We start from the raw sequence: 19,713 nt of genomic DNA, 5'->3' as shown, positions 1-19,713 counted from the left end.
AAGCTGTTTTTTATCAAACATTCTGCTGCTTTTTTATTTTTGGGAGATCTGTTTTAAGGCAATATCGCGTTCATTCAGCACGCATTTCAGTTCCTTTTTCACGCGACAATAAAGCCTCGCACGCTTGATAAACAAGTAACAAATTGTCCAAACTGGCACCCACAATAAAATATTTACGATCATATATAACAGGAAAGAAATGGCTATTAATGTTATAAGACTACCCGTCATTTTATCCTCCACGCCCATTCTGCATACGAATTGCCTGATCGCGTTGTTTTATTGCTTCTTCCAATTGTGGAAGTATTTTGTTCAATTTTCTTGTTAACTTTATGCACATCACCCAAATGATCGGAAAAAAGAGAAGAAATCCAATCCATAGAGAAGCGTTCAACAGTGACATGATCCCGCTGATCATATCACTCTTCCACCATACCAAATTTGCGATAGAGCAAGCAGCCCGCAAAACAGAAAAGAGGACAAAGATAAAAAAGATTATTTTACATTCTTTTGAAGAAAGAGGTAGAGATTCTTTGAAGTTAAGAAAGCGCATTTTCGCATCAAGGGTCTTATGCACAAGATTGTGTCTTTTCATTTCTCCCTGATCATTGCGCAATTGTTGTATGGCTTGTTTTTGTTGCATCGTACTCTTTTTCAAGTCTTGAGCGATTTTAAAAGATAACCTCATATGCTTGATCAACAGGTAAGGAAGCCTGACCATAACTATAGCCATTAAAATGGCAATGATGGTGATCCCTAAAACAGCCAAACATTTTATAACAATAGTCATTTTTCCCCCCTATCGCATTGATATGAAATCATCATTTTTATCCTCTGCTCAAACAAATGTTTCTAACCTCTTCATTGTTTTTTCCACGCCATACTGAAGGAAACTATGGAGAATTAAAATGACAGGTAAAAAAACAATAATCCATAGCCAGAACCACAACAGCAGCTGCATGACAAACATGCCAACCGTAAACAATAGAACCATATAACCGTGTAAAACAATCGCAGATTTTATAAGAAAAGAAAAAAAAGCTATCAAACCTGTAAGAGACACAATCACAATGAAGGCTAGAAAAAAGATGATAAAATAATCTTTTCTTGAAAGTTCCAAAGATTCTTTAAAAGAAAGGGGGCTTAATTCTATTGCACAAACTGTATTCTGTCCTTTCCCTCCTGCCTGATTATGCCTCAAATTCTGCGCTGCACCCTTTTTTAATTTGCGCCGCATCCAAAACAACAATATTGTCCGTTTTATCAACGAATAATAAAGTGCAAAGATTGTCATGACGGTAGAAAACAGTATCATGATCTCCCCGAGAAACATGAAAGCACCCAACCCTCCTGTGATCAACATTCCAAAACTCCTTACAAAAGAATTAGCCTCTCGTTTCCCTATTGTGTTCTGTTGAGAGATTGGTTGTCTAACTGTTGCTGCTCTGGCAATGTATCCCACAGCTTCATCATTTCCTTGACATCCCGTTTAGAGATGGCGTTAAAGACAAAAAAGAATGGAAAGAACAGCACAAGACAAAACCAAATCATTTGCGGTAAGAAACATAAACAAGCCCAAACACCATTCCATCCTACGTTACGCAAAAACAAGACAGCAGGATTATTTTCAAAAGGCTGTTTCAAAATCTCCTTAGTCATTTTTCGAAGATCTCCTTGTTCCATTTTCTCCAGTGCTTGAAACTGTTCTTTAGATATAATGTGAAAAAACTCCAAAGGGCTCATATAGACAGTCGCGGCAAAAAGCACCAACAAGGGGATAGCCCAACACAAAATGATGACGTAATCTCTTCTTGAGAGAGCCGTCCATTTTTTAAAAACTGCAGACTGATTCACCCCTAGCTGTGATGCAAAAGCCGTATTTCCCTCATGGATAGATTGGTGTTGTGATTTATCTTCGATCATATGGATATTTTCTCACTTCTAAAATGCCCACTCACTCTTTGAAAACATGCAACCAGAAAAACCGATTTATCGAGCACTCTTTTCACCATGAAACCCGTGCTATAGGACTTTTTAAGTCTATTTTTTTAAATTCCCTATACGCGACAACATACAATCTCTCAGGCTTACAAGCACAAACGCTATTGTGTCTCCTTATCTATGACCCACACCTTAAAAGACAATGTTTCACAAAACTCAACAAGCAAAAATATTCAATCTAAAAAATATATGATGTGTAAAATTTTACTAATAACATACTGATTTATAACAATTTATTATTTAGCACCTTAAATAAGAACCCTAAATAGCATAGGATTGTCTTATTCCAAACCTGTTCCATATTGGGCCAATCCAAACCATGTCTCTTGCGCGTTACAAGCAGAAAGAGCCATATAGAGTAAAATATTAAGAAAGGATGATAAATGCCTCTAATGAAGCGTCTCAAATGCCAAGGGCTGTCGCAACAATGAGAGCTGGCAAAATGTGTGATGCTATGGACTTTCTTCTTCACAAGCGTAAAAATGGAAGTGTGCAATAGATTTTATATTATTCAAACTTTATATGGATTTCATTGGGGGACTTTATCGTTATACCCTTCATGAGCACCCTTGCGAAATGGTCAAAAGAGAGCCCTAAGACATGGCTCTTTAAAAAGCAACACAACACAAAGTCGAACAAGCAACCGATTATCCAGTATGAAAAGCGCGCGACAAACAACCTTAATCCTCATTTGAAAGCTTCTTAATTAAAAAGGCTTCATTAAAGATGAAATATCTCACAGCCCCCACATTTATACAGCCCCTACATTCATCAAGGCATCTCCCATAAAAGCATCTTTTTATAAAGGCATTTTCTTCTTATAAAAACAGCTTCTTTCGATAATGCATCCTTTCCTTTAAACGACATCCACTCGTCTTATGATGAGATCCATTAAAACGGAAAATTTTATACTCTATAAAGGATACTTATAAAGGAAATACCAAACCAAATAGCGAGATCATTCACAGTTTATTTTAAGCCGATAAACGATATTTTATTTGAAAACATAGAGCATCTTATGCTATTATAATAGGATACGGAGGTTTGCTTTTTGCCGCTCTCTGCCACTCAAAAGAAGACAACATATCTCCTATAAAGGATAAAAATATGCTTAACAGCGTGATGTATATCAAATATCTTGGGAAAGCGCCCACCAACAAAAAAATAAGAGAACCCAAATAACAAGCTCCCAACTTAAGAAAACAATGACCTTTCAAAGGTGGAATTGAAAAGTTTCCACAAAGCGCTCGTGAAAAAAGAGACAAATAATCCCATTAGAAAAAACTTCCTATTAGAAAGATAATGACATGCCCTTAAAATCCATTCTTATTTTTTCATTCACATTTGACAAAAATTTTCCTTCAATCTCTCAAGAACAGTTAAGAAATATTTAAAAAGCAAATAATTCGCTATCCATGAAAAAATAAGCATGACAGGGGCGGAAGATAAGACTGATAGGGATAAGATAAAAAAGATGATTTTTTCGCCCCACACCGTTGCTTTTCTTTGCATTTAAAACGCCTTTAGTATCGTTTGTTTTTTGATCTGCAACGGCTGATATTTCCCAGTATTTGCTCACTCCCCCCCCAGTTTCCTCCTTTTAAGTATTTTCCCCCTCTTAAGTATTTTCCCCCTCTTAAGTATTTGCTCCCCCCAATATTTGCGCCAAGTGCTTTTTACATCACTGTCCCCCATCAACAGACAGTTTCTTTTTCATTCAAATGGTTAAGTTCATGAAAATACGTAAAAAACGCGGTAGACCGAAAATAACAGGAAAGCGAGAGCCCAAAGGCCGTATTTCACGTGCCCAAAGCTCCAGCGAATCTGCGCTTCAATCTGCGATTGAAATGCGTGCAAAACACTTTGGTTTAAGCCTCGAAGAAGCGAAAAATCCGCTTGTTGGGACCTATATTGGGCGTCTTTGTTTGCTTGGCTATAAAGAGGCTTCATCAGGCATCAGTAAAGAGCAATATGACACGGCACAACAATACTTGCAAATTAGAAACGACTATTTATGTGCAAAAGGTTTACCAAACGGTTATTACGATGGTTTTACGCACAGCGCATCAGATGAGAAAGCAAAAAAGCAATGGGTCCAAAGAGCAACGGAACACTATGAAAATATGCAAGAAGCAATTAAAGAAGCACAATATCTACATCGTCAACACAACTTTCATGCGGCATTACACTATCTTGTTATAGAAGATCAACCGCTGCCTAATCTTGTTGGTTCGTTGCGTATTATTCTTGATGCCCTTTATAAACATTTTGACAGTTCTACCCAAAAGAGCCTTTGCTAAAAACACTCATCGTTTCCTCCCCCTCACAGGATAAAGATTCCCCTCTCCTTTTATAACATGCCTCTTTATAACCAGCTCCTTTATAAAGTCCCCTTTTGGCAGGGTGCATTTGAGATCCACTGAGCTTGCCCTTTCATAGAATTTCATGGAATTAACAAGCTTAAAGCGCACAACAAACAAGCTTTAAAATATCCACCACGCCCTTAAAAAAATACTTCAACATGTCAAAGAAACTTAACCTTAATCTACCCATGGCCTCACTTAACCATGCCTCAAAGGACAATAATTCACGGCATATTCACGGCATGGGCAGGATAAATATTTTGCCCCTCTTTAAAACAGCAACATTCTCCCCTCTACCCCCATTGTAACAAACCACCCTCATCATAAACTTCGCCCAATATCGCGACATCCTTAGCTTTTAAGACAATTCATTATCGTCATTTTACGTCTTTTCTTGTACAATTCTATATGGCTTTCCTGATCTTATGACGGACAAACGCTATGGCTTTTATTTCAGCATAATCTGGGTTTCTCATTCAAAATAAATAATGATAAAATATCCACTATAAATCAATAGCTTATCATTAAAACAACCCGTTGATCTTTGACAAAATTAAAAGCATCATCCCTTAAAGGAAAGAAAAAGCCCCTACCAACAATCTTCTCCCTCATCAACAACTGCACCGATAACCCTCCACCCATCACACCACCGCTAATACGACAGCCAGCACAACCCCAATCGCCCCCACAAATCGCCAACACCTAAAGCTTTGCCCCGCAACACCATCCAACCACCGCCTTCCCAATTTCATCAATAAAATACCACGGATTTCAAAACCACAATTCTCCTTTCATCTTGTCCACGCCTTTCTCAAAGGAGAAAAAGCGTTTACTCAATAAATCTTTATACAGAAACCTTTAGAGACCCCAACAGCCACTCGAAGAGCCATCACGCCTCTAACCACCCACGGAACACCCCCTGCGCAACACCTAAAGCTTTGTCCCCGCAACACCATCCAACCACCGCCTTCCCAATTTCATCAATAAAATACCACGGATTTCAAAACCACAATTCTCCTTTCATCTTGTCCACGCCTTTCTCAAAGGAGAAAATGTTTTTTGCCACATCAAAAACTTTTCCATTAAAACAAGATATTTTGCTGCATAGCTAATGAATGAGCTTTTTTCTGTAGATTTTTTTCCACGATAAAAAAGGAAAAATAATTGTTTTGCGGTTGACAGAATATGAAAAATCGTATTTAATGACAGGTGCGGTAAGGGGTTTTCTGCGTCCAGATTTCATCACAAAATTTTCGCATTATTATAGACTGTTATAAACAGTGTGTTTCGCGACAATGTTTAAAACTTTACGGTTTGAAGGTATCTTTCGTCTTTTTCTGACTGTTTTCTTTTGCATCACCCAATTTGCATCACCAACAGCCCCATAATTTTGAGATTTTCAAAACAAGTCGTATTCACTAAGGGCTCCCAACAGAACGCCCTAATAATCCCCCCATAAAATACCAATATCATACATCACAGCAATAATGAGCAATACACGCATAAAAATATGAAAACGGCATCATTATGCTCTCATCGCCTCACCTTTCAAGATGCAAAGGCTTTTTTTCAAAACATTGTTTAGCCAGAATTGAAGAAGATAATATCACCTATCGATCATCAGCATGGAGGCTAAGATTATGAAGCCACAAGATTCTCCCCCACCTCATTCCTCACAAACACCAGAAGGCGCAAGCGCACCTGAAGGGGCGCATGCAAATGCATCATTAGACACTCTTGCTGCACATTTAGAACGGCTTAACATCGAAAAAATAAAAAACACTCCTTTCAACCGTGCCGAGTTAAAAGATATTGTTGCTGGTTTAGAACAACATAATGCCGATGGCAGTTGGATCAAAAATTATTATGATATTTTAGATCTTTACATGATGCCAGCCTTGGTAGATCAAGCAAATCGTAAATATCCAGAGATGAATCTTAAACTTGCAATGACACCTGACGACTTTGCACTCTCACTAAAAGAAACGCTCGAAAAGGGCATAAAATCTTCTAGACTGATTGTTAACGCAAAAGATAGGGGAATTCATTTTGCTGTCATTGATCATCAAACCATAGGGGACAAGACATCTCTGATATTTTTAGAACCTACCTCACTGCGTGACACACTCCCCGCCTTACTGGCATTAAGAACGCGACAATCCATTGAACATCACCAATTGCCTAACATTCATTTTGCCATGGCAGAAATGAATATTCAACGCAGTTCCTCTGAATGTGGGATGTTCAGCTTAAGCCTTGCTAAAAAGCTTTATCTCGAAGCTCAAAAATTAGAAAGACTACACAAAGATAATATTAAGGGTGTGTTATGTGAACCAGACACGCCTTTACCTGCTGAAAAATTAGATCCATATCTTCCAGCTCGTTTATACAAACACGTGCAAGGCAGAAGACGTCTTAGGGAATATCTAACAGCCAATCCAGAAGCAGCACATGAAAAAGTAAACAAAAAAGGCGAAACCCTAAGAGAGAGGTTTGAGAGAAGCTTGGTGGCAACAGAGACAAAAACTGTTTCTGTTTCACAACACAGAAAAAGAGCAACAGAATACAAATCTCTAATGATGTAATAAGCATTTGGCCATAGCCCTATTCCACATCCACAAAGAATGAAGCTCTGCGGCTTTACGGTAAGATATAAGTTGCTGTTAGCAAATCTTCTTTTCCCTTTGAAAGAAGTAAAGAGCTAAAGATGCAAACAGTAAGCAACATGATCTCTTAAAAGACAAAAAGATACCTTGCCTTAACTCTGAAAAGCGTGGGGTTTTGTCTTTCGTAACAAAAAAATTAAAAAAGATGAGTTCATCTCTTTGTTTTTTTTAGCTAAAAAATCTTTCCTGCAAACATTGTTTAGCCAGAATTGAAGAAAATATTATTTTCTACCAATTATCAATATGGAGGCTAATAGTATGAAGCCACAAGATTCTTCCCTCCCTCATTCCTCACAAACACCAGAAGGAGCAAGTGCAAATGAATCCTTAGAAGACCTTATTGCACGTTTGATGCAAAGTTCCATCCAAACAGAAGAAGAACATGTTGCACCAAGTTCTGACGAATTAAAAGATATTATTACAGGCTTAGAAGATGATCTCATCACCGGCCGTTGGATTAACGCTTATTATGAAAACACAGATATTAGATTGATGCCGGCTCTCGTAGAAAAAGCAAACAGCAAATATCCAGACATGAATCTCAAATTGGCTCTTACAGCAGAAGAGTTTTCGCACGCACTAAAAGAAGTCGTTGAGAGCGACGCGAAATCTGCCCGATTTATAGTCAATTCGGAAAGCAAAATCCACTTTGCCGTCCTTGATTATCAAAAAGTTGATGACAAAATCTCTTTGATTATGCTTGAACCTACAACATTTCAGAATATCACAGCTTGCAAACTAGGGATAAAAATAAATCAAACCCTTCAATGTCTTCAACTGCCTCCTTATTCTTTTACCACGGCAGAAATGGATATTCAGCGAAGCTCTTCTGAATGTGGGATGTTCAGCTTAAGCCTTGCCAAAAAGCTTCATCTTGAATCTGATAAATTAGCAAGATTGCACAAAGATAATGTTAAGGGTGCATTATGTGAACAAAATTCATCTTTATCTGCTGAAAAGTTAGATTCCTATCTTCCAACCACTTTTTATAAACACACACAAGGAAGAAGACGTCTAGAACACTATTTAAAAGCCAATCCGGATGCTGAACATGAAACAGTAAACAAAAAAGGTGAAACCCTGAGGGAGAGATTTGAAAAAAACTTAAGAACAACAGAAGGAAAAACTGTTTCTGTTTCCTCCCACCAAAAAAGGCTCACTGAATACAAATCTTTATCGATGTAATTGAGGCTTTTTCCATATTCCTATTCATCAAAGAACGAAGAGAGGCTGCTTTACAGCTAAGATTTCTCTAAGCAAACCAGCTTTTGCGCTCATAAAACAAAAATAGCAAACAACTTTCCTCTTAACGAAAAAGCACCATTGTCCTATAAAAACCATCCCCTCTTAAAATTGCATCAAAATTCCAAAGCTCTTGTTAGCCCAAAGCTCTTTGTAATAATGAGACTATTTGGATAAGCAAAACGCTTGATACATAAAATATTTAATGCTTTCGTCTTCAGTAAAAGCATATGTCTTGTTTTTCTGAGAGTATCCACTTCGTATCTCAAACACCCCCACATCAATGCCATACGACCAAACAACCGCAATAGACCACGCTTATCGTGCATCAACCAAACAACCGCCCGCACCAAGAAGGCTCCATCAAAAACACCAGGACAAGGTCTTAAAATCAACAACCTCTCTTAACGGAAAACACCAGCCCAACTATTTACCCCTCTTGCCCAACTATTTACCCCTCTTGCCCAACTATTTACCCCTCTTTGCCCAACTATTTACCCCTCTTACCCAACTATTTACCCCTCTTGCCCAACTATTTACCCCTCTTGCCCAACTATTTACCCCTCTTGCCCAACCATTACCCCTCTTAGCCAACCATTATCCCTCTTTGCCAACCATTACCCCTCTTGCCCAACTATTTATCCCTCTTAGCCAACCATTATCCCTCTTGCCCAACTATTTACCCCTCTTTGCCAACCATTACCCCTCTTTGCCAACCATTATCCCCATTCCCTAAGATGTCACAACCAACCTTTTGATTTCATAAAAGTTTCACATCTCTTCTGTTTTTGAAGCGTGAAAAATTTCATTTTTAATCTGTCAACCAGCCTCACGTTACCGTGAGGCTTTATTTTATGGAGAAGCAAATGAGAAAAATATCTAAAGCAGGGCTTGCACTCATTAAACAATGGGAAGGATTGCGTTTACATGCCTATAAAGATGCCATCGGGGTGTGGACAATCGGCTATGGTCATACCAGCACGGCTGGCAAACCGTTCGTTCACAAGGGCATGATCATTACTGAAAAACAAGCAGAAGAAGTTCTTTCTCAAGATTTAAGACAATTTGAGAATACCGTTGAAAAACATGTGCGGGTTTCCTTAACGGATGAACAATTCGCCGCGCTCGTATCGTTTTGCTATAATATAGGAACATCGGCTTTTTGTAATTCGACCCTGCTCAAAAAACTCAATAATGGCGAATATGAAGCCGTCCCTGCTGAGTTACAAAAGTGGACTAAAGCAGGAGGAAAACGTCTTCACGGTTTAGTGCACCGTCGTGCAGCAGAAGCGGGATTATGGGCAAAAGGGGCTTATGTTTCTCCCAACTACCAAACCGTAGAAACGCAAACACCCATGGGATTTTTCAAAGCAGAAGCGCTTACACCGATTATTGGTTCTTTTTCTGGACTTGGGGGCTTATTGGCAGGTAATGGTCCCATCCAATGGGCATTGGCAACCATTATGGTTTTAGCCGCCTGCGTTGGCATTTTCTTTGTGGCAAAACGGTTTCGGGAGCAGCGCTTATGATGTGGTGGTTGAAAAAAAATCTGATGATAACAGGAGCGGCTCTGACCGCTTTTTTTATCGCTTTAGCAAAAGCTTTCACTCTTGGAAAGAAGGTTGAACAACAAAAGCAAATAGAAAAAACGCTAAAGTCATCAACAACACGGCTAGAGGTGGAAAATGAAATTAATCAAAAAAGTGATGCTGATGTACGCGCTGCTCTTACTCACTGGTTGCGCGATAAAAACAATCAATGAGCCTTTTTCTTGCGTTGGTTGGATGCCCATTTATTTAGACAAAAAAGATCTCAATATCATCAGTTCAAATCTCGCAAGAGATATTTTAAAGCATAACAAACAAGGGGAAGGCTTGTGTGGGTGGAAACATGGCTAGAAAAAAAACAGAGCTTACAGAAAAGGAAAAAGAAATCCTACAAGAAATCATCACAACGTATAAAAGTGTAAAAATGATGTCACGCTATACGAAGTGGATTATATTCATCATTTTCTTATTAGCACTTGATTTTTCACGGATCATAGATGTGCTGGGAAGTATTTTTACACAAAAATCGAATATTCAGCTCTAAAATAAATAAAAAACGTGAGACGTGTTAAATCTTTTTTTAAAATATAAAAAGCCATTCGTTATTTTTTGAAAACACGGAGATTTTATTGATGATTTTTTCACGTCTCACGAGAAATTTTTACACGCCTCACAAACGTCGCGCTCTTCACAAACGCTTTCATGAAATGAATTTAAGGGCATGAAGAGAGATTTTTAACCAACGCGTAAGTCAGCAACTTTGGTAACATAAGAAAAGGATCATACCAACGTACATTTTTTTAATAAACTATTGATATCCAAATGATTTTATACTCTTCATAAATAGCATTGCCAAGAATTTGTATTAAAAGACATTTCTTTTAAAGAAGCGCATAAACAAGCAATGTAATGGTAGCCTTACATAAAACTTCTCATCTTTACGTTGAATAAAAAAGCAAGCCGGCTCCTCCCACCCTCCCAATGCCCTGCCTCTCAATGCCCTGCCTCCCAATTCCCACCCTCTCAATGCCCTGCCTCTCAATGCCCTGCCTCCCAATTCCCACCCTCTCAATGCCCTGCCTCCTCAATGCCCTGCCTCCCAATGCCCTGCCTCCCAATGCCCTGCCTCCCAATGCCCTGCCTCCTCAATGCCCTGCCTCCCAATGCCCTGCCTCCTCAATGCCCTGCCTCCCAATTCCCACCCTCTCAATGCCCTGCCTCCCAATGCCCTGCCTCCCAATTCCCACCCTCTCAATACCCTGCCTCCCAATTCCCTGCCTCCTCAATGCCCTGCCTCCCAATTCCCTGCCTCCCAATTCCCACCCTCTCAATACCCTGCCTCCTCAATACCCTGCCTCTCAATTTCCACCCTCCCAATTCCCTGCCTCCCAATTTCCACCCTCCCAATGCCCTGCCTCTCAATGCCCTGCCTCCCAATGCCCTGCCTCCTCAATGCCCTGCCTCCTCAATGCCCTGCCTCCTCAATGCCCTTATGTTCTATGCATAAAGGTCAAGTTGAAGAGAATATATGGAAAATCCTTGGCTCGAAAATATGAAAAGAAGGCATGAGGCTACAACAGAATTTCGCGTGCCTTTATCATCAGAAGCATTAAAAATTCTAAAACAAGCGCGCCTACTGTCTCGTAATGATTTTTTTCGGCTACCTGTCATGGTCCCCTTAGCTCAAAAATTGCTCCCCACTCAAGAATTTTCTGTCACAATATAGGCAACAAACAGAACTTGAGTATAACAACATGGGTTTGGCTCCAGTTTAGGTGATGAGCTTACCGAAAAAAAGATGAGAGCAAGGCGAAAAATTAGCTTTTATCTTTAAGCTTCTCAAATGGAGCAGTCTCCCCATTTCAGAGATCAACGAAACAGAGAGATGCTTATTCTCCTATGCAAAAGCTTGAAATACCAGCATCTTATTCATAAAAAAACAACCCAGCCCCATCATGCTCTTTTCAACTCTGTCTTTCCAACGCTCAATAGGTACTAACTCTTAGCTACTGACTTTTAATGATTGCGTTGGTTCATAAAACCGTAGTGACCTCTCACCTTATGAAGCACAAACACAGGATTTTTTAACGGTGCATACATAAACCTAAAATGAAAAAATAGAACTGTATTAGGAATAAATGACTATAAATCAAAGAGTTATATTTTTATTAGCACAATATTTTCAAAGGAAACCACGATCCCCACACAATAGAAACATTTCATAAAAACAAGAGAAAAAGCTATGGATTAAGAGTGAGCTTCATTCACAATGACGGTAGATCAACCAGAGGAGAGTAGAACAATCCTATAAGATAAAGAAACTGTCATAAAAGGAAAATTCGTATGAACAAAAGAAATATATAAAAAAACGGGCACAGAAGACCCGTTTCTTTATTACGTCTATGGAAAAGAGCTTAGAAATCCATTCCGCCCATTCCACCCATTCCACCAGCAGGCATCGGAGGCATTGGTGTATCTTTCTTTGGAACTTCAGCAACCATTGCTTCTGTTGTGATCAGAAGGCTCGCAATTGAAGCCGCATTCTGAAGAGCAGAACGCAAAAACTTTCACAGGATCAACAATTCTTGAAAGCAATCAAATCACCAAATTCACCGGTTGAAAAACATGAAAAAGCATAAAAAAAAACGGGCACAGAAGACCCGTTTCTTTATTACTTCTATGGAATAAGAGCTTAGAAATCCATTCCGCCCATTCCACCCATTCCGCCAGCAGGCATCGGAGGCATTGGTGTATCTTTCTTTGGAACTTCAGCAACCATTGCTTCTGTTGTGATCAGAAGGCTCGCAATTGAAGCCGCATTCTGAAGAGCAGAACGCACAACTTTCACAGGATCAACAATTCCCAAAGCAATCAAATCACCAAATTCACCCGTGGCGGTATTATAACCATAAGTGTCAGCATTATTTTCCAGCACTTTGCCCACAATAATAGCGGCTTCTTCACCAGCATTGCTTGCAATCTGGCGCGCTGGTGCTTGTAGAGCACGACGAACGATACTAATACCAGCTTCTTGGTCAGGATTACTTCCCTTAACGGTCAACGCATTTGCTGCACGCAACAATGCGGTACCACCACCAGCAACAATACCTTCTTCAACAGCAGCACGTGTTGCATTCAAAGCATCATCAACACGGTCTTTCTTTTCTTTCACTTCAACTTCTGTTGCACCACCCACACGGATAACAGCAACACCACCAGCGAGTTTAGCAAGTCTTTCTTGCAATTTTTCACGGTCATAGTCAGAAGTTGTTTCTTCAATCTGAGCCTTGATTTGATTGACGCGAGCAGTAATTTCGCTCTTTTGTCCAGCACCATCAATAATGGTGGTGTTTTCTTTAGAAATATTCACTTTCTTTGCACGTCCAAGCATATCCAAAGTGACATTTTCAAGTTTAATGCCCACATCTTCAGAAATAACCTGTCCAGATGTCAAGATAGCGATATCTTCTAACATTGCTTTACGACGGTCACCAAATCCAGGAGCTTTTACAGCAGCAATTTTCAAACCACCACGTAATTTGTTAACAACGAGCGTTGCCAAAGCTTCACCTTCCACATCTTCAGCGATAATGAGAAGTGGTTTTCCAGATTGCACAACAGCTTCAAGCACAGGAAGAAGAGATTGCAAATTAGACAATTTCTTTTCGTGAATGAGAATGTAAGGATCATCAAGATCAGCGACCATTTTCTCAGCATTTGTGACAAAATAAGGGGAAAGATACCCACGGTCAAATTGCATTCCTTCAACGACTTCTAATTCCGTTTCAGCGGTTTTAGCTTCTTCCACGGTAATGACGCCTTCATTGCCCACTTTTTCCATAGCATCAGCGATCATTTTACCGATTTCAGCAGCGCCATTAGCGGAAATTGTTCCCACCTGTGCAATTTCTGCTGAAGTTTGAATTTTTTTTGCTTTTTTGAAGAGGTTTGCCACCACTTCTTCAACAGCAGCATCAATCCCACGCTTCAAATCCATTGGGTTCATGCCTGCAGCAACAGCTTTAACACCTTCTTGCACAATAGCTTGTCCTAAAACAGTTGCTGTTGTTGTTCCATCACCAGCGATATCATTGGTTTTAGAAGCAACTTCGCGCAACATTTGTGCACCCATATTTTCGAACTTATCTTCCAGTTCGATTTCCTTTGCAACGGATACACCATCTTTTGTGATGCGAGGTGCACCGAATGATTTATCAATCACCACATTGCGACCTTTAGGGCCGAGTGTCACCTTAACAGCATTAGCAAGGATGTCGACACCGCGCAACAAACGCTCACGCGCTTCACGGCCAAATTTGACTTCTTTAGCAGCCATTTAATTTCTCCTTGGAGTTTTCTCAAAATAGTACACAATGAAAAACTAAGTGCTTCAATTAGCCCATAATTCCCATAATGTCAGATTCTTTCATGATGAGGAGATCTTCCCCATTAATCTTGACTTCAGTTCCAGACCATTTTCCAAACAAAATACGGTCTCCTGTTTTGACTTCTAAAGGCACGCGCTTTCCGTTATCATCGAGAGCGCCATTGCCAACAGCAATCACTTCGCCTTCTTGGGGTTTTTCTTTTGCTGTATCAGGGATGATAATCCCACCAGCCGTTTTATTTTCAGATTCAACCCGACGGACAACGACACGGTCGTGAAGTGGGCGGAATTGTATATTAGCCATGTTTTAAATCCTTAAAACTGAACATAATTGCATTAATCTTAAAAGTTCTTGCTAGCACTCTCAAACTACGAGTGCTAGCATGTGTTAGATATAAAATCGGCATCTCTCAATGTCAAGAATAGCCATAAAAATAATTTCTCTAAATGAAGCTTCAAAGTCTTGCCTCTTATTGCACTTTCGCGTTATCTATCTTTTTTGAGAACCCGTGAACAAAAAAGGATCTTATCATGGTTGAAACACGTCAGGAAACGGATAGCTTTGGAACGATTTCGGTACGTCAAGATCGTTATTGGGGCGCACAAACTGAACGTTCTCTGCATAATTTTAATATTGGCAGTGAAAAGCAGCCTCTTGCCATCATCTATGCCTTAGTCCTTGTCAAAAAAGCAGCAGCGATTGTAAACATGGGCAAAGGAAAACTACCAGAAAATATTGGAAAAGCAATTATTGCCGCCGCTGATGAAGTGCTTGCTGGCGATTTTGATAAGCATTTTCCACTGTCCGTCTGGCAAACAGGTTCTGGCACACAAAGCAATATGAATGTCAATGAAGTCATTGCTAATCGTGCTAGTAAGATTTTGGGAGGAAAACTTGGAAGCAAAAAACCAGTTCATCCCAATGACCATGTCAATATGAGCCAATCATCGAACGATTCCTTTCCCACGGCGCTTCACATTGCCACCACGTTGCAAACACGCCAACACTTATTGCCAATCCTTGAAGCTCTTATTGCGACATTAAAACAAAAAGAGCAAGAATTTGCAGACATCATTAAAATCGGTCGCACCCACACGCAAGATGCAACACCTTTAACCTTAGGGCAAGAGTTTTCAGGCTATCGTGCCGCATTAGAAGCCAATCGTCAGCGCATTGAAAATGCTCTAACCGATGTCCACATGCTTGCTCAAGGTGGCACGGCTGTTGGCACAGGGCTGAATGCGCCAAAAGGTTTTGACGTTGCTTTTGCGCAAACAGTGAGCACTCTCACAGGAGTAACGTTCCAAACTGCCAGCAATAAATTTGAAGCACTTGCCCATCATGGCGCCCTTGCGCATTTCCACGGAAGCTTGAATGCTCTCGCTGCTGATCTGTTTAAAATTGCCAATGACATTCGGTTTTTAGGCTCTGGTCCACGTTCTGGTTTAGGGGAACTCAGTCTTCCTGAAAATGAACCCGGATCTTCTATTATGCCCGGCAAAGTCAACCCCACACAATGTGAAGCCTTAACCATGGTCGCATGCCAAGTTTTTGGTAATCACACCAGCGTAACTTTTGCCGCAAGCCAAGGACATTTTGAACTCAACGTTTATAAACCTGTTATTGGCTATAACGTTTTACAATCAATTACCCTTCTTGGTGATTGCATGCGTTCTTTTGATATGCATTGCATCCAAGGATTACGGGCCAATCGCGTTCATATTCACTCGCTCATGGAGCGCTCACTCATGTTAGTCACAGCTCTAGCACCAGAAATTGGCTATGAAAGAGCTGCTGAAATTGCCAAAGCAGCGCATAAAAATGATACAACTTTGCGCACCGAAGCATTAAAAGCAGGTGTTTTTGTAGAGGATTATGACCGATTAGTTGATCCCAAAAAGATGATTGCTCCCCAATAAACAACCCACTAAAAAAGATGCAAACGTCTTAAAACAAATCGTTCTGTCAAAAGATCGGGGTGTAAACACCCCGATGATGACCGATAACCATTACCCACAGCGTTCATTTTAGGCTCTGGTCCGCATTTATGCTATGGGTGGTTTTGTTGCTTATGTTGCTTATATTGTACTTAAAAGGCACAACGGTTTTGGAAAGAAATGGATAGCCATGGCTCAACACCCAATGGCTATACTGGCAGAAAGTGATTTAAATGGATATGACTTTAAGGTGTTTTTCATTCTAGCTTCACGTCTTGATTTTAAAAATCAATTAGCTATCAACCAAAAAGAATTAGCTCAAAAAAATCAGTATTAATAGACATAATTTCAATCGAAGTAAAAAAGATTAATGAATTCATAGTAGTTACGCTTACAATGTTATCATTATTGATAACATTGGGTAGATAACTCTTATCTCAATGAGATAATGTATTGATTTATAATAATAATCTAGCGTTATCCATATTGAATAAGAATCCTAAATACCGTAAGATTTTCTCATTTTAAATCTGTCCCATGTTGCATCAATCAAAATCACTGACTAGCACATCACAAACGGAATGAATGTATGGATAGAAATTGTATAAGATAAGGAAAAACGCCTCTAATGAACCACCTCAAGTGCCAAGGACTGTCACAACGGCCAAAGGGGCCTGTCACAACATTGTGGAGAGGACTGTCACAACACCCACGAACTGGCAAATATAGTAATGGCACCGGCTTGCTCCTCTATGAAGCGGAAAAGAGGTGCTCAATAGATTTATCATTATATCATTCACGAGCCACCGTCGTGAAATGGATTTAGAAACATTGAAAAATGTCTCCTCTATGAAGCGTGAAGATGGGTGCTCAATAGATTTATCGTTATACCATTCACGAGCCACCGTCGTGAAATGGGTTTAGAAACATTGAAAAATGTCTCCTCTATGAAGCGGAAAAGAGGTGCTCAATAGAGGAACAGCTGTTGGAACAAAATTCGATGCACTGAAAGGTTTTGACCTTTGCTGAAACAATTCACTCTCTGACGGGATATCCTTGACAGCTCGCAAGAAATTTGAGGCATTTGCCCCTTATGGCGCCCTCACCCATTTCCACAAAAACCTGAATGCACGCGCTAATCTCTTTAAAATAGCCAACGACATTCAGTTTTTAGGCTCTCATCCACGTTCCGTCTTTAAGCGAACGGAAAGTTTATCGTTTTACATGGCACATGAGAAACCTCTTGAAACTTGAGATTCTCGCCCTTTGCTCCTTCTTATTCTTCGTATTCCATTCAATCAATCAAAACTATTCGCTTGGATTGTCATAAGAAAAAGTAGCGTATAGATAAAAAAGAAATAAAGTCGCTCATCCCCTTAAGTGCTCAAAAGGCTATCGCCATACAAAGCTACGCAATATCAGAAACAAGCAAAGAATACGATAAAGAATATGATGGTGCCAATATGCATTTTTTACGACCAATTGAATATTAAGCACTTTGATATCAATCATAGTGGATAATATATTTAACACTTAATAACAAAAAGTGATTTTAATATATATAAAATAATATTTTTTAAACAAATAAAAAGCCTGTTTACTATATTATATTTTTTTCTAAAACACAGAGAACACTGAAGAGGCGTATATAAAAAATCCTGAAAAATCAATACAAACGCGGGATAATAGCATGAAAACAAGTTTTAAGAACGCTTAAATATGGATAATTATAGAGTTTTTGAGTATTTTAATTTTCATAATGATATTAAATATAGATTTCTTTAACCAATTCGTGTATAATGCGCTTTGTATTTTAAATGAATTGGGGACGTTTTTATGAAAACAAAATGTTTAATTGCACTATCTATTTTCACTTTCATTACCGCTTCAACAGCGCAAGCAGCAGATACGGTAATCTTTGAGCAATCAAAACCGAAGGTTTCATTGCAAAATGATTCATCATCACGTATTTCACCGGTTACTGTTTCTGCGCCTTTTTCTTGGTCTGGTTTTTATTTTGGAGGACAAATTGGATATTTTTCCAATAAAAATACTCTAAATTACGCACAAGAAGCTAGGGACGGAAAATGGGCTTTGGTTGATAGAGATTTATCACCGAAACTATCAGGATTGAGAGCAGGTTTGTATGCAGGTTCTAATATTGATCTGGGAGATTTTGTTTTCGGTTTTGATACGGACATGGTTTGGTCTGGGAAGAAAAGTACCCAAACAGACAATGGAAAGAAAATTCTAGATAAATTAGACTCCATTAACATTGCCTTTGAAGAAGCTGGAATTCCTATCATAAAACCTGCCGCTCAGGATGAAACGATACCCAACCATGGTGACATTGTTGTTAGCGGTGTAACATTGAAAGAAACATGGTCTGGTGCCGCGCGCGCGCGTATTGGTTTTGCTTCCCATCGTCTTATGCCTTATATTGCAGGGGGTATAGCCTATAGACAGATGCAATATATCATGTCACTTTTATCAAAATCGCAAGAAGATTCGACAATTTTTGCTTCTGGCAATGTGTTAGATGAGACAAAAACAATGTTTGGTTACACTGTTGGTGGTGGTTTTGATCTTGCAATGACAGATAATATCATCATGCGTACAGAATATCGTTATTCAGATTTTTTTAAAAAGAAATTTGCAAACGATAACCTTAAAATCTCTTCTCAAACGCATGATGTTCGCTTTGGTATCGCTTATAAATTCTAAGTTTTGTAGAAAAATTGAACGATTAAAAAACCCTGTTAAAAACGGGGTTTTTTAATGCCCCTTTGCACTAAAAAGACGTAGATTCTAAAAACCAGTACTAAACTGTAAACAAATAATCACGAAACAATCCAACCTCTCCCTCTCTTAAAGCAAGCTCCTATCCTCTCAGCCTTTCATGTCGTGCATTGGGAATATATAAAAGCTTTACCACCATACCACTGGGCGCCATCGTAAAATAAATGAGAGCCGGTATTTAAGAGATATTTCTTTAAAAGAAATATGGATATTGTGCATCAATTGCAGTTTTATAGGATGATGTTGACTTGGCCTCCCCGCTCTTAAAGGATAAAGATTCTAAAAACCCATTTTAAAACACCCATTTTTAAACACCATGTCCGTTTATAAAAGCACAAAAACTCTTGGGGACTCTTAAGGGGATCTTGGGCGAGCTTCTCTGGGCTCCTCCTCATGGAATGCCCTTAAGCCTAAAGCAAGACAAACACACTGAAGAATATTCAACACACAGCGAAAAAATACTGTAACGTTTCAAGGAAGTATGCCCTATATTACCACACTTCAAACGACCGTATTTTACAGCTATTGTATGCCAGAGTGGAGAAAGGATATTGCGGTTTTCTGTTTATGTAATTTCTGTAACGGGGAGACAGCTTCATTTGGAGAGAACATGAAGTTGTCAAGGTAAAAAACCAATTTCCAACCTTACCATTTCCCTCTGCTTTACAACTTTCAAAAGCCTCTAAAGCACTATTTTTTAAACCTCTAAAACTCTGTCTTTTAAAGAGTGGAGATTACGCATTGCCTCATGCTTTTGTTGCTCACATATC

General features: G+C 39.3%; 22 protein-coding genes and 1 pseudogene. 12 read left to right on the top strand and 11 right to left on the bottom strand.

Annotation, left to right across the window (positions count from 1 at the left end; all coding sequences use genetic code 11):
- Nucleotides 1-232 precede the first annotated feature (232 nt).
- The 4 genes from ACFIJZ_RS02770 to ACFIJZ_RS02755 form a co-directional block, all read right to left on the bottom strand.
- Nucleotides 233-790: a hypothetical protein gene (locus ACFIJZ_RS02770; protein WP_375630976.1), complete on the bottom strand. Its 558-nt coding sequence runs from the start codon at nt 788-790 to the stop codon at nt 233-235.
- 48 nt (nt 791-838) lie between these two features.
- Nucleotides 839-1,363, bottom strand: coding sequence for a hypothetical protein (locus ACFIJZ_RS02765; RefSeq protein WP_375630975.1), 525 nt, complete (start codon nt 1,361-1,363; stop codon nt 839-841).
- A 38-nt stretch (nt 1,364-1,401) separates the two neighbouring features.
- Nucleotides 1,402-1,923: a hypothetical protein gene (locus ACFIJZ_RS02760; protein ID WP_375630974.1), complete on the bottom strand. Its 522-nt coding sequence runs from the start codon at nt 1,921-1,923 to the stop codon at nt 1,402-1,404.
- A 1,468-nt stretch (nt 1,924-3,391) separates the two neighbouring features.
- On the bottom strand, nt 3,392-3,580 hold the full coding sequence (locus tag ACFIJZ_RS02755) for a hypothetical protein (protein WP_273790897.1): 189 nt from the start codon (nt 3,578-3,580) through the stop codon (nt 3,392-3,394).
- Nucleotides 3,581-3,734: 154 nt separating this feature from the next.
- On the opposite strand from ACFIJZ_RS02755, the gene ACFIJZ_RS02750 reads away from it, so the two are divergent.
- The 3 genes from ACFIJZ_RS02750 to ACFIJZ_RS02740 all read left to right on the top strand — a co-directional run bounded on the left by ACFIJZ_RS02750 (nt 3,735) and on the right by ACFIJZ_RS02740 (nt 8,215).
- Nucleotides 3,735-4,301, top strand: a complete 567-nt coding sequence (locus tag ACFIJZ_RS02750; RefSeq protein WP_375630973.1) for a hypothetical protein — start codon at nt 3,735-3,737, stop codon at nt 4,299-4,301.
- A gap of 1,703 nt (nt 4,302-6,004) precedes the next feature.
- Nucleotides 6,005-6,949: a YopJ/AvrA family T3SS effector serine/threonine acetyltransferase gene (locus ACFIJZ_RS02745; protein WP_375630972.1), complete on the top strand. Its 945-nt coding sequence runs from the start codon at nt 6,005-6,007 to the stop codon at nt 6,947-6,949.
- 339 nt (nt 6,950-7,288) lie between these two features.
- The gene (locus ACFIJZ_RS02740; RefSeq protein ID WP_375630971.1) at nt 7,289-8,215 is read left to right on the top strand and encodes a YopJ/AvrA family T3SS effector serine/threonine acetyltransferase; all 927 of its coding nucleotides are present in this window, start codon (nt 7,289-7,291) and stop codon (nt 8,213-8,215) included.
- Between the two features lie 173 nt (nt 8,216-8,388).
- Here the strand turns inward: ACFIJZ_RS02740 and ACFIJZ_RS02735 are convergent, their stop codons facing one another.
- Nucleotides 8,389-8,667 carry a hypothetical protein gene (locus ACFIJZ_RS02735; protein ID WP_375630970.1) on the bottom strand — a complete coding sequence of 93 codons (279 nt, stop codon included), beginning with the start codon at nt 8,665-8,667 and terminating at the stop codon, nt 8,389-8,391.
- A 471-nt stretch (nt 8,668-9,138) separates the two neighbouring features.
- Here ACFIJZ_RS02735 and ACFIJZ_RS02730 point away from each other — a divergent pair, with 471 nt between their 5' ends.
- From ACFIJZ_RS02730 to ACFIJZ_RS02715, 4 genes are read left to right on the top strand one after another with little or no spacing between them, the layout of a single operon-like run.
- Nucleotides 9,139-9,801 (top strand): lysozyme, encoded by a 663-nt coding sequence (locus tag ACFIJZ_RS02730; protein WP_375630969.1) that lies wholly within the window; start codon nt 9,139-9,141, stop codon nt 9,799-9,801.
- A complete protein-coding gene (locus tag ACFIJZ_RS02725; RefSeq protein WP_273790902.1) occupies nt 9,798-10,034 on the top strand; it encodes a hypothetical protein in 237 nt (78 codons plus the stop codon). The genes ACFIJZ_RS02730 and ACFIJZ_RS02725 overlap by 4 nt, the downstream gene beginning before the upstream one ends.
- Entirely contained in the window at nt 9,958-10,170 is a 213-nt protein-coding gene (locus ACFIJZ_RS02720) for a hypothetical protein (protein WP_273790903.1), read from the top strand. The genes ACFIJZ_RS02725 and ACFIJZ_RS02720 overlap by 77 nt, the downstream gene beginning before the upstream one ends.
- Nucleotides 10,163-10,363, top strand: a complete 201-nt coding sequence (locus ACFIJZ_RS02715; protein ID WP_273790904.1) for a hypothetical protein — start codon at nt 10,163-10,165, stop codon at nt 10,361-10,363. The genes ACFIJZ_RS02720 and ACFIJZ_RS02715 overlap by 8 nt, the downstream gene beginning before the upstream one ends.
- 321 nt (nt 10,364-10,684) lie before the next feature.
- On the opposite strand, the gene ACFIJZ_RS02710 is transcribed toward ACFIJZ_RS02715, so the two are convergent.
- From ACFIJZ_RS02710 to ACFIJZ_RS02700, 3 genes are read right to left on the bottom strand one after another with little or no spacing between them, the layout of a single operon-like run.
- Nucleotides 10,685-10,891, bottom strand: coding sequence for a hypothetical protein (locus ACFIJZ_RS02710; protein WP_375630968.1), 207 nt, complete (start codon nt 10,889-10,891; stop codon nt 10,685-10,687).
- A gap of 12 nt (nt 10,892-10,903) precedes the next feature.
- Nucleotides 10,904-11,074, bottom strand: coding sequence for a hypothetical protein (locus ACFIJZ_RS02705; protein WP_375630967.1), 171 nt, complete (start codon nt 11,072-11,074; stop codon nt 10,904-10,906).
- Entirely contained in the window at nt 11,071-11,256 is a 186-nt protein-coding gene (locus tag ACFIJZ_RS02700) for a hypothetical protein (protein ID WP_375630966.1), read from the bottom strand. The genes ACFIJZ_RS02705 and ACFIJZ_RS02700 overlap by 4 nt, the downstream gene beginning before the upstream one ends.
- A 91-nt stretch (nt 11,257-11,347) precedes the next feature.
- Here ACFIJZ_RS02700 and ACFIJZ_RS02695 point away from each other — a divergent pair, with 91 nt between their 5' ends.
- Nucleotides 11,348-11,545, top strand: a complete 198-nt coding sequence (locus ACFIJZ_RS02695; protein ID WP_375630965.1) for a hypothetical protein — start codon at nt 11,348-11,350, stop codon at nt 11,543-11,545.
- A 688-nt stretch (nt 11,546-12,233) separates the two neighbouring features.
- Here ACFIJZ_RS02695 and ACFIJZ_RS02690 read toward each other — a convergent pair.
- The 3 genes from ACFIJZ_RS02690 to groES form a co-directional block, all read right to left on the bottom strand.
- Complete coding sequence (locus ACFIJZ_RS02690; protein WP_273790906.1) at nt 12,234-12,380, bottom strand: hypothetical protein; 147 nt, start codon at nt 12,378-12,380, stop codon at nt 12,234-12,236.
- Nucleotides 12,381-12,511: 131 nt separating this feature from the next.
- Nucleotides 12,512-14,155: a chaperonin GroEL gene (gene groL / locus ACFIJZ_RS02685; protein WP_273790908.1), complete on the bottom strand. Its 1,644-nt coding sequence runs from the start codon at nt 14,153-14,155 to the stop codon at nt 12,512-12,514.
- A 58-nt stretch (nt 14,156-14,213) separates the two neighbouring features.
- Nucleotides 14,214-14,510, bottom strand: coding sequence for a co-chaperone GroES (groES, locus tag ACFIJZ_RS02680; protein WP_005774667.1), 297 nt, complete (start codon nt 14,508-14,510; stop codon nt 14,214-14,216).
- 227 nt (nt 14,511-14,737) lie between these two features.
- On the opposite strand from groES, the gene fumC reads away from it, so the two are divergent.
- The 4 genes and pseudogenes from fumC to ACFIJZ_RS02660 all read left to right on the top strand — a co-directional run bounded on the left by fumC (nt 14,738) and on the right by ACFIJZ_RS02660 (nt 18,868).
- Nucleotides 14,738-16,126, top strand: coding sequence for a class II fumarate hydratase (gene fumC, locus ACFIJZ_RS02675; RefSeq protein ID WP_375630964.1), 1,389 nt, complete (start codon nt 14,738-14,740; stop codon nt 16,124-16,126).
- Nucleotides 16,127-16,259: 133 nt separating this feature from the next.
- On the top strand, nt 16,260-16,481 hold the full coding sequence (locus tag ACFIJZ_RS02670; RefSeq protein WP_375630963.1) for a hypothetical protein: 222 nt from the start codon (nt 16,260-16,262) through the stop codon (nt 16,479-16,481).
- Between the two features lie 638 nt (nt 16,482-17,119).
- A pseudogene (locus ACFIJZ_RS02665) lies at nt 17,120-17,335 on the top strand (lyase family protein); the annotation flags it as partial.
- 645 nt (nt 17,336-17,980) lie between these two features.
- Nucleotides 17,981-18,868, top strand: a complete 888-nt coding sequence (locus ACFIJZ_RS02660; protein WP_375630962.1) for an outer membrane protein — start codon at nt 17,981-17,983, stop codon at nt 18,866-18,868.
- Nucleotides 18,869-19,713: the final 845 nt, after the last annotated feature.

The sequence above is a fragment of the Bartonella sp. CL70QHWL genome, assembly GCF_042194855.1.
Lineage (GTDB): Bacteria > Pseudomonadota > Alphaproteobacteria > Rhizobiales > Rhizobiaceae > Bartonella.
Note: the sequence above shows the minus strand (reverse complement) of the source record. Positions and strands in the feature narration are given on the sequence as shown.